Origin of the sequence: Streptomyces murinus, from assembly GCF_002154555.1 — a bacterium.
Taxonomy (GTDB): domain Bacteria; phylum Actinomycetota; class Actinomycetes; order Streptomycetales; family Streptomycetaceae; genus Streptomyces; species Streptomyces murinus.
Genome location: NZ_MUNF01000482.1, coordinates 1 through 8708, shown reverse-complemented (window position 1 = coordinate 8708; position 8708 = coordinate 1). Strand labels below are relative to the sequence as shown.

The 8708-nt window shown below is 69.2% G+C and carries 11 protein-coding genes; 4 read left to right on the top strand and 7 right to left on the bottom strand.

Features of this window, described 5'->3' with window-relative positions; translation table 11 throughout:
• Positions 1 to 820: FAD-binding oxidoreductase (locus CCN72_RS27140; protein WP_143664213.1), on the bottom strand; the 820-nt coding region annotated here is incomplete at its 3' end.
• A gap of 179 nt (positions 821 to 999) precedes the next feature.
• Between CCN72_RS27140 and serC the strand changes: the two genes are divergently transcribed.
• Positions 1000 to 2118, top strand: a complete 1119-nt coding sequence (gene serC / locus CCN72_RS27135) for a phosphoserine transaminase (RefSeq protein ID WP_086810425.1) — start codon at positions 1000 to 1002, stop codon at positions 2116 to 2118.
• Positions 2119 to 2209: 91 nt separating this feature from the next.
• On the opposite strand, the gene CCN72_RS27130 is transcribed toward serC, so the two are convergent.
• From CCN72_RS27130 to CCN72_RS27110, 5 genes are all read right to left on the bottom strand, one after another.
• On the bottom strand, positions 2210 to 2695 hold the full coding sequence (locus CCN72_RS27130; RefSeq protein WP_086810423.1) for an anthrone oxygenase family protein: 486 nt from the start codon (positions 2693 to 2695) through the stop codon (positions 2210 to 2212).
• Between the two features lie 77 nt (positions 2696 to 2772).
• Positions 2773 to 3306 carry a GNAT family N-acetyltransferase gene (locus tag CCN72_RS27125; protein WP_086810421.1) on the bottom strand — a complete coding sequence of 178 codons (534 nt, stop codon included), beginning with the start codon at positions 3304 to 3306 and terminating at the stop codon, positions 2773 to 2775.
• Complete coding sequence (locus CCN72_RS27120; protein WP_086810419.1) at positions 3300 to 4148, bottom strand: protein kinase domain-containing protein; 849 nt, start codon at positions 4146 to 4148, stop codon at positions 3300 to 3302. Before CCN72_RS27120 ends, CCN72_RS27125 begins: the two co-directional genes overlap by 7 nt.
• On the bottom strand, positions 4145 to 4687 hold the full coding sequence (locus tag CCN72_RS27115; RefSeq protein ID WP_086810429.1) for a hypothetical protein: 543 nt from the start codon (positions 4685 to 4687) through the stop codon (positions 4145 to 4147). Before CCN72_RS27115 ends, CCN72_RS27120 begins: the two co-directional genes overlap by 4 nt.
• Before the next feature lie 83 nt (positions 4688 to 4770).
• Positions 4771 to 5187 (bottom strand): hypothetical protein, encoded by a 417-nt coding sequence (locus CCN72_RS27110; protein WP_244174484.1) that lies wholly within the window; start codon positions 5185 to 5187, stop codon positions 4771 to 4773.
• Between the two features lie 202 nt (positions 5188 to 5389).
• Here CCN72_RS27110 and CCN72_RS27105 point away from each other — a divergent pair, with 202 nt between their 5' ends.
• Positions 5390 to 6145: a DUF6879 family protein gene (locus tag CCN72_RS27105; RefSeq protein WP_086810417.1), complete on the top strand. Its 756-nt coding sequence runs from the start codon at positions 5390 to 5392 to the stop codon at positions 6143 to 6145.
• Positions 6146 to 6154: 9 nt separating this feature from the next.
• Positions 6155 to 7006, top strand: a complete 852-nt coding sequence (locus tag CCN72_RS27100) for a helix-turn-helix domain-containing protein (RefSeq protein WP_086810415.1) — start codon at positions 6155 to 6157, stop codon at positions 7004 to 7006.
• A 43-nt stretch (positions 7007 to 7049) separates the two neighbouring features.
• Here CCN72_RS27100 and CCN72_RS27095 read toward each other — a convergent pair whose 3' ends face one another.
• Entirely contained in the window at positions 7050 to 8033 is a 984-nt protein-coding gene (locus CCN72_RS27095; protein WP_086810413.1) for a PD40 domain-containing protein, read from the bottom strand.
• Positions 8034 to 8145: 112 nt separating this feature from the next.
• Here CCN72_RS27095 and CCN72_RS27090 point away from each other — a divergent pair.
• Positions 8146 to 8708: GDSL-type esterase/lipase family protein (locus CCN72_RS27090; RefSeq protein WP_107430161.1), on the top strand; the 563-nt coding region annotated here is incomplete at its 3' end.

Here is an 8708-nt window from a genome sequence, read left to right as displayed (position 1 = left end):
TCGGCATCCTCACCGAGGCGGGCGTGGCCTCGTCGAGGCGCACGACCGCCTCGGTGAGGATGCCGAGGGTGCCCTCGGAGCCGCAGAAGGAGCGGGCCACATCGGCGCCCTTCTCCGGCAGCAGCGCGTCCAGCGCGTACCCGGAGATGCGGCGGGGCAGGTCCGGGAAGCCGGTGCGCAGCCGGGCCGGCTCGCCCTCCGCCAGCTCCCGCAGCCCCTCGGGCGCGCCGGCCCACCCGGGCCCGAGGCGCAGCCGCCGGCCGCGCGCGGTGAGCACCTCCAGCTCCACGATGTTGTCGGCGGTCGTCCCCCAGGCCACCGAGTGGGAGCCGCAGGAGTTGTTGCCGATCATTCCGCCGAGGGTGCAGCGGCTGTGCGTGGACGGATCGGGGCCGAAGCGCAGGCCGTGCGGGGCGGCGGCGCGCTGGAGGCCGTCGAGGACCAGGCCGGGCTGTACGACGGCCGTGCGGGTGCCGGGGTCCAGCTCCACCAGGTGGTCCATGTGGCGGGTGAAGTCCAGTACGACCCCTGTGCCGGTGGCCTGCCCGGCGATCGACGTACCCCCGCCACGGGCGACCACCGGCACCCCGTGCGTCCGGCACACCTCCAGGGCCGCCGCCACATCCTCGGCGTCCCGGGGGGCGACCACCCCCGCGGGGACGCGCCGGTAGTTGGAGGCGTCCATGGTCATGAGCGCGCGGGCGGTGGCGTCGAAACGGACCTCGCCGCGGAGGCAGGCGCGCAGCTCCGCTTCGAGAACCGAGAGTGCCGAGACGGCCGAGAAGTCCGAGAGGACCGGCCGAGCCGAGGAATCCGTCATGCGTTCAGGATGCATCCGATCACCGACCGTCATCGAAAGTTATCCACAGCCCCGCCTCGATCGTCGTACAAGCCCACCCGTGATCGTCGTACGACATGACAAGTCTGGGTCCTGGCGTTCTTGTCTCATCCGACGGACACGGTTCCGTCCCGTTTCGCCCACCCGATACCCTCCGAGTCGTGGCCGACATCCAGATTCCCGCTGACATCAAGCCCGCCGACGGACGTTTCGGCGCGGGCCCCTCCAAGGTGCGGACCGAGGCGCTCGACGCGCTCGCCGCCACCGGAAGCTCCCTGCTCGGTACCTCTCACCGCCAGGCGCCCGTCAAGAACCTGGTCGGTAAGGTCCGCGAGGGGATCTCCGAGCTGTTCTCCCTCCCCGAGGGCTACGAGGTCGTCCTCGGCAACGGCGGCTCCACCGCCTTCTGGGACATCGCCACCCACGGTTTGATCGAGAACAAGTCCCAGCACCTCAACTTCGGCGAGTTCTCCTCCAAGTTCGCCAAGGCCGCCAAGCTCGCGCCGTGGCTGGCCGAGCCCACGGTGATCACGACCGACCCGGGCACCCACCCGGAGGCGCGGGCCGAGGCGGGCGTCGATGTGTACGCCTTCACCCACAACGAGACGTCCACCGGTGTCGCCATGCCCATCCAGCGGGTGGCCGGCGCCGACGAGGGTTCCCTCGTCGTGGTGGACGCGACCTCCGGCGCGGGCGGCCTGCCGGTCGACATCGCCGAGACCGACGTCTACTACTTCGCCCCGCAGAAGTCCTTCGCCTCCGACGGCGGCCTGTGGATCGGTGTCTTCTCTCCCGCCGCGATCGAGCGCGCGGAGCGGATCCACGCGTCCGGCCGGCACATCCCGGAGTTCTTCTCGCTGCCCACGGCGATCGACAACTCCCGCAAGAACCAGACGTACAACACCCCCGCGCTCGCCACGCTCTTCCTGCTCAACCAGCAGCTGGAGTGGCTCAACGGCCAGGGCGGCCTGGACTTCGCGGTCCGCCGCACCGCCACCTCGGCGCGCACACTGTACAACTGGGCCGAGGACGTCAAGTTCGCCAGCCCCTTCGTCACCGACCCGGCGAAGCGCTCCGCGGTCATCGGCACCATCGACTTCTCCGACGACATCGACGCCGCCGCCATCGCCAAGGTCCTGCGCGCCAACGGCATCGTCGACACCGAGCCCTACCGCAAGCTCGGCCGCAACCAGCTGCGTGTCGCCATGTTCCCGGCGATCGACCCGGCCGATGTCGAGGCGCTGACCAAGTGCATCGACTACGTCATCGAGAAGCTCTGAAACCTCGGGTACGACGGTGAGGGGCGCCCGGCGATCGTGCCGGGCGCCCTTCGTCGTCGTACGCTCCGGTGAGCCTCCCGCGGGGCCGGGCTCAGGTGACGGCCGTACGTTCGAACGGCCGGTCGATGATCGCGACACCGAGGCAGCCGAGCGCGATCACACAGAAGGCGGTCCGGACGGCGTGGGCGATCTGCCAGCGGTCCCGGACCCCCGCCCAGTCGGCCGGGGGTGCCTGCGCGTTCCAGTCGAACTGGTCCAGGTTGATGGGCGCGTTGACCACGAACGTGGGCACCAGGGCCAGTACGAGCGCCGCGGCGGCGGGCCACAGCGCCGGGCTTCCCGCCTTGCGCGCGAGGAACACCAGCACCACCACGGCGATGAACGTGGGCACGAAGACGACACCGATGAACCACGGGAAGTAGTCGTGCTCCGCCTGCCGCACCTGGATATAAGCCACCGCGCCCAGCCGCCGCAGGGCCAGTTCCAGCACGAACGTGGTCAGCGCACCCCCGGTGAGCACACCGCCACCCAGCAGGCAGACGTAGCGCGTGATCTTGACAAGTATGGCGTTCGTCATCGTGCACGCTCCCGTGGGGCTCCGGAGGTCATGTTCCCGGGATACCTCACTCGGGGCCGCCCCGGCCGCAATAAAGATCATTCGCGCGTACTCGTTGGCCCCAGTGGGTGGTCTGCGCAGTGACAACTGATTTTGTACGCCGGGTAGGGCACCACCGTTCCGTCATCCGCGCGAAGCCTCAACGTGGCGACACGCGTGAAGCCGCCCTTCTCCAGGACACGGCCGGAAGCGAGATTATCGGGGTGATGCTTGGCCGTCACTCGCCTCAGATCGGTGTGCGCGAAAGCGAAGGTGACGATTTCTCGTACGGCCTCGGTCGCGTATCCCCTGCCCCAGACGTCGTGGCGGAGGATGTAACCGAGACTCCCGAGCTCCGGTCCGCTCGCGCGCAGGGTTATCAGGCCGCACATGTCTCCATCGATCGCGATCGCGAAGTCCCAGACCGTGCGGGGCTTTTCCCTGGCCTTGTGCAGAACCTCGGTGACGCGACGATGGGCGTCCTCTGGCGTCATGCGGTAGCCATTGCGGTGCGTGAAGCGAACCGAGGCACCGCAGTAGATGCGCTGCACGGCCGGAGCGTCGTCCAGGGTGACCTCACGCAAGGTCAGCATTCTTCGACCACATCGGCGGCCGCAGGGCGGGCATCGGGGTCTGCGGCCATACAGGACGTGATCAGTTGTTCGAACTCGGGGAAGTGCCAGGGACGCGCGGCTTTGATACCGAGCAGATTTCCCTCCGTGATGGCGCGGAGTTTCTCGCGTCGGTCCGCGCAATCCTCGTAAACAACCGGCCGGTGCCCCGTCCAGCACCAGAACAGGGACGCGCCCAGGCTCCAGATATCCGCCGACGGTGCGGCCTGGATATGGGTGCCGTCGTCGGTGGAGAGGACGGCACCGGCGATCTCGGGAGCAGTGGTGTGGGTGAGCGCGCCCCGGTACGGGAGGCGGTCCGTCGGGTCGGGACCGCAGGCCAGGGCGTAGTCGATGATCTCGGTGGTTCCGGTCCTGGTGACAAGGGTGTTGGTGGGCTGCACATCCCCGTGGGCCCAGCCGACGGCGTGCAGCCGGGCGAGGCGCCGGGCCCAGGTGCGGGCGATGCCCAGCAGCCAGGGTCGTACGGAAGGGCGATCCCCCTCGGGGCCGCGAGCGACGGAGCAGGCCCGCCACAGGGGGACACCGTCGATCCAGCGCACGGCGAGCCAGTGGCCGTCGGCCGAGCGGCCGGAGTCGATCCGGTACCCCCGGTCGATGGCGCCGGCCTCACCCAGCCCGAGGAGACAGCGGTTCTCCTGCGCCAACTCCACAGCCTTGTTGCAGGCATTCTCTGAGTCCAAGACGTTGGCCTTCAGCGCCATGGCCCCCGAACCGGTCGTGATCTTCCATACCCGGGAGCCCCGCCGGTCACTGAGCAGGTCGTAGGTGAGGGGGCCGAAGCGCTCTTCCAGCGTCTTCATTGCCCCGCCAGGAGGTGGTGCGCCCACTGTTTGATCTCCTTCCACGCGCGCGGAACACCCTCGAAGACATCCCGGCCGTCGTCCACCGCTACCGCCATGGCGGCGCAGAGGTCCGGCGTCCGCCGCAGGAAGCGCGCGTCGCGTGACCGTACGGCCACGCGCACCGGAAGGAACGACACGGGCGGCGCCGGGATGCGGCGGCCGTACCGGTCCGTCCGTTCCTCGCCCGCCGAGAACTTGCCGAACATCAGGCCCACCGGACCGTAGAGGTGCTTCAGAACCCAGTGGGGCCAGTCCAGCGCTTCCTGGCCGACGCCGAGGACGACGACGTTCTCGCACACGAGCGCGCCATGCGGCCGGTTCGCCAGGGGCCGTACCCACTCGGCGGCCTGCACGCAGGCATGGAACACCCCGGCCTCGACGCACTCGGCCCCACCCACCGCCTCGTACACCGTCCAGCCGGTCGACCCGCGCTCCACCGAGGGCGCGAGCCAGGGGCAGTGGGCGGCAACGGCGGCCACATATTCGGTGACATTCACCGTCTCGGGGTCGGTGGTCCTGCTCTCTACGAGACGGAGTGCCCCGGTACCGGTCCGGAGCGCTCCCCCGCTGTGCGCGAGCGTCACCACGCCGTGGCCCTCACCGGTTCGGGTGTGATCTCTTCGCCGTCACCCGGGACCGGAGAGCAGTCCCATTCGGCGACCACGATGCCGGTTTCCCGATAGCGCGTCAGAGCCTCCCGGTCGACCCGCCCGTCCCCGTCGGTGAACCAGAGCGCGGGCAGCGGTCCGAACATCTCCTCGTACATGGGCGTCCAGGAGATCTCCCCGCCGCCCTTCAGCGGACGATGGCCGATGGTCCGGCCGACGTGCTCGACGCAGAATCCGGCATAGCCAGATGTCTCCATGAGCCGGTGCCATTCGCAGTCGACGGCAGTGGAGAACATCTCCGGCGCGGAGTGCCCGGACTCGAACCGCCGGGCGCTGATCCTGAAGAACCGGACCAGTTCGACCTGTTCCGGAGTCATGGTGCCGCACATGGTGTGCCCCTCTCGATGCGTTCGCCTGACCGGACGTTAGGGACGGGCGGTCGGCACATGCCATGCGATGTTCGCGAATGTTCTCGCAAGCAGCCCGATTGGTCTCACAAGGTCTCCGGCGGAGGGCTTCTCGGTGTGGTCCAGGACGCGGGCCCCAGTGGATGCTGGAGGCCGAGCAAGCCCGTACGGCGAGGAGTTGACCATGACACGACGACTGCGTTTCACCGGAACGGACAGCAAGAACGGCGCCTGCCCGGCACTCCACGAAGATCTCGACACCGGTGAGATCGTCGTGCAGGGAAGCCCGCTCACCGATCCCCTGGAGCTGGGCCAGTTACAGCACCTCGGCCCCGAAGACACCGCGGTCGTGGTGCCACGCGAACTGCTGGTCAACCACGGCCCGAAGGAGGTCACGCGCATGCCCCGCCTGATCGACCCGGAGGAGTTCGGACGGCTCTTCGAGACCTTCGAGCACTTGGCATGGCACCTCGAGACGCGGCACGGTTACGCGTCGGACCGGGAGGACCCGTCCTACGCGGCGTTCATCGCGACGGGCACGGCCGCCTGGGACACGGACAACGCCTGGTGCACGAACATCCGCCGCCAGACATCGCTGGGCAAGTACGTCGGCCGCGTGCGCGTCGTGGACGACCCGCCGACCACGGGGCAGTTGTTCCTGCTCGACTATGCGAAGTGCAATGCGGCCACAGGCGAGGATGTGCGCAACCTGTGGCGCGCGGAGGCGATGCGGGCGCGGCTGCCCGGCGAGGATTTCTGGATCTTCGACAGCAGGCTGGTGGCCGTACTCGACTTCGATGAGGACGACACCTTGCTCGACATCGAGGTCATCACGGAGCCCGCGGAAGTGCTGCGATACTGCCAGGTGCGTGATGCCGCGCTGCATCACGCCATTCCCTACGACGAGTTCGCGGCACAGATGGCGGCGGACGGCCAGTGAGCGGAGCCGGTGAGTACAGACTTCCAGCAGGCGCGGGAGGCGCTCGGGGCACGTCTCCGGGAACTGCGGCTCTCGGCGCCCGGAGGCAGGCTCACCGGCACCCGCCTCGCTCAGCGGCTCGGCTGGCCGCACTCCAAGATCTACAAGCTGGAGAACGGCCGCCAGACCGCGACGACCGACGACCTGCGCGCATGGGCCGACGGCGTCGGCCGGCCCCATGCCTTCGCCGAACTCGACGCGCGTCTCAAGGGCTTCGAGTCCCGCATCCGCTCATGGCGCCGCCAACTGTCCGCAGGACACCGACCGGTCCAGGACGGCTGGAACGCGGAGGTCGCCAGGTCGGCGGTCATTCACGCCTGGGAAGAAGCCGTCGTCCCCGGCATGCTGCAGACGGCCGAGTACGCGCGGCACATCTTTCTGCGCTACTCGGAACTTCAGAACTCGGTTCGTGACACCGATGCCGCGGTCCGTGCGCGGATAAAACGGCAGGAGTGGCTCTACCAGGGCGGCAGGACGCTCCACGCGCTCGTCTGGGAAGCCGCGCTGCACGCCCGGTACTGTCCGCCGTCGGTCCTGGCCGGCCAACTCGACCGCCTGGCGGGCGTGATCGGGATGGACACCGTGGAACTCGGCATCGTCCCGCTCGGCGCGTCCCTCAAGGTTCCCGCGGCCAACGGCTTCTGGATCCTGGACGAGCGACTGGTGATCACCGAGGACTGGCATGCGGAACTGTGGCTGGACGACCCGGACAGCATCGCCCTCCATACGCGGATCTGGAGAACGCTTCAGGAGTCCGCGGCGTACGGCGCCGACGCCCACAGCGTCATCAACGGGGCGCGGCGAGCACTGAACCCGCACTGACGAACCGGCGGTACACGTACGCCCTCGCCGGCCGACCTGTTGCTCACCGTCGCCGTCGCAAACGCCCCAACCCGAACAACCCCACCACCACGACCACCAGCGCCACCGCCCCCCAGGTGACGTGCGACCCGTCGGTCACCGAACTGTTCGATGAGCCGTTTCCGGGGGTCGGGGAGGGCTTCGGGCTGTCCGGGGCGTCCTTGGCGATGACCTCGCTGTCGGAGCCCTCGCTGCTGTAGAGGAGTTTCGTGCCGTCGGCCGAGTAGGTGATGCCCTCGCCCTGGCCCTGGAGGGGGACGTCGAGCATTTCGGTGCGTTTGGGGTGGCCGTCGTTCCAGGAGTAGTAGATGCCGCCGAGGTAGCCGCGGACGGCGAGGTGGTCGCCGTCGGGAGAGAAGGTGGCGTCCGTGGCCCAGAGGTCGATGGGGGCGATCGGCTTGAAGATGTTGGCGCCGCTGGTGGAGAGGGTCGCGGGGCCCTCGTAGAGGTGGCCGCCGTCTTCCTTCTTGTCGATGATGTAAACCCGGCCGGTCCTGGGATGGACCAGCAGCGACTCCGCGTTGCGGGGGCCGTTCGCGTACTTCACCACGTACTGGGTGGCCGTGATCGTCTGGTTCTTCAGGACCTTCGGCTCCGGGAGGCGGTAGATCCACACATAGGGCCAGCGGCCGTCGAAGTTGTCGCCGATGTCGCCGACATAGATCTCGTTGTGCGGCCCGATCGAGATCGCCTCGACGTCGCGCGGCGCGCCGATGCCCCGCAGCGTCACCCGGGCCACCGTCTTCCCGGTCGCACCGTCCACGGCGTAGATGTACGGGCCGTCGCCGCTGTCGTTGTGCGTCCAGTAGATGCCGGGGTGGAGACGGGACGCGGCCAGGCCACTGGACTCGGTGATCCGGGGGTCCGTGATCGTGAAGCCCTTGTCCCCGGCGCTCACGGCGCCTCCGGTACCCTCCGCGGCGGAGGCGGGCAGGGTGCAGGCGCCGGCGAGCAGGACGGCGGCAAGGACGGCGAACGGTCGGCGCATCCCCCAAGCCTGCCATTCCCGCCGGGGGTTCACCCCTGCGGCCACCACCCGGGCACCCCCACGTGGCGGGCCTCACATCCCACCCGCCGCGGTGATCGTCCATGATGATCGGATGCTCAGGTTCATGCCCGTGGGCGACTCCATGACGATCGGGAGCGCGGGCGAACACACATGGCGTCACCGGCTGTGGCAGCTCCTTCGCGGTACGTACGACCCCGCCGTCACGCTCGTCGGCCCGCGCGAGACGCTGTACGACCAGCAGACCGGCGCCCCGACCTCCCTGGCCTACGCCGATCCCGACTTCCCCCGCGCGCACCTCGCGGGCTGGGGCGAGGGCTGGCTGCACATGGCCCCGCTGATCGGTGACGCGATACGCGACTGCCGGCCGGACGTCCTGCTCGTCTCCCTCGGCCTGATCGACCTCGGCTTCTACACCAACGCCGAGCAGACCGCCGAGAACGTCCGCGCCTTCATCACCGCCGCGCGCGCCGCCGACCCGTGCGTCCGCATGGTGCTGCTGCCGGTGATCCCGAACGTCCGCGCCGAGTCCGACGCCCCCTTCGCCGACCAGGTCGCCCTCTTCAACGTCCTCCTCGCCAAGGCGGTCGCCGACCTGGACGAGCCCCGGTCGCCGATCCTGCTGGCATCGCCGCCGCCGTCGTACGACATCCACGT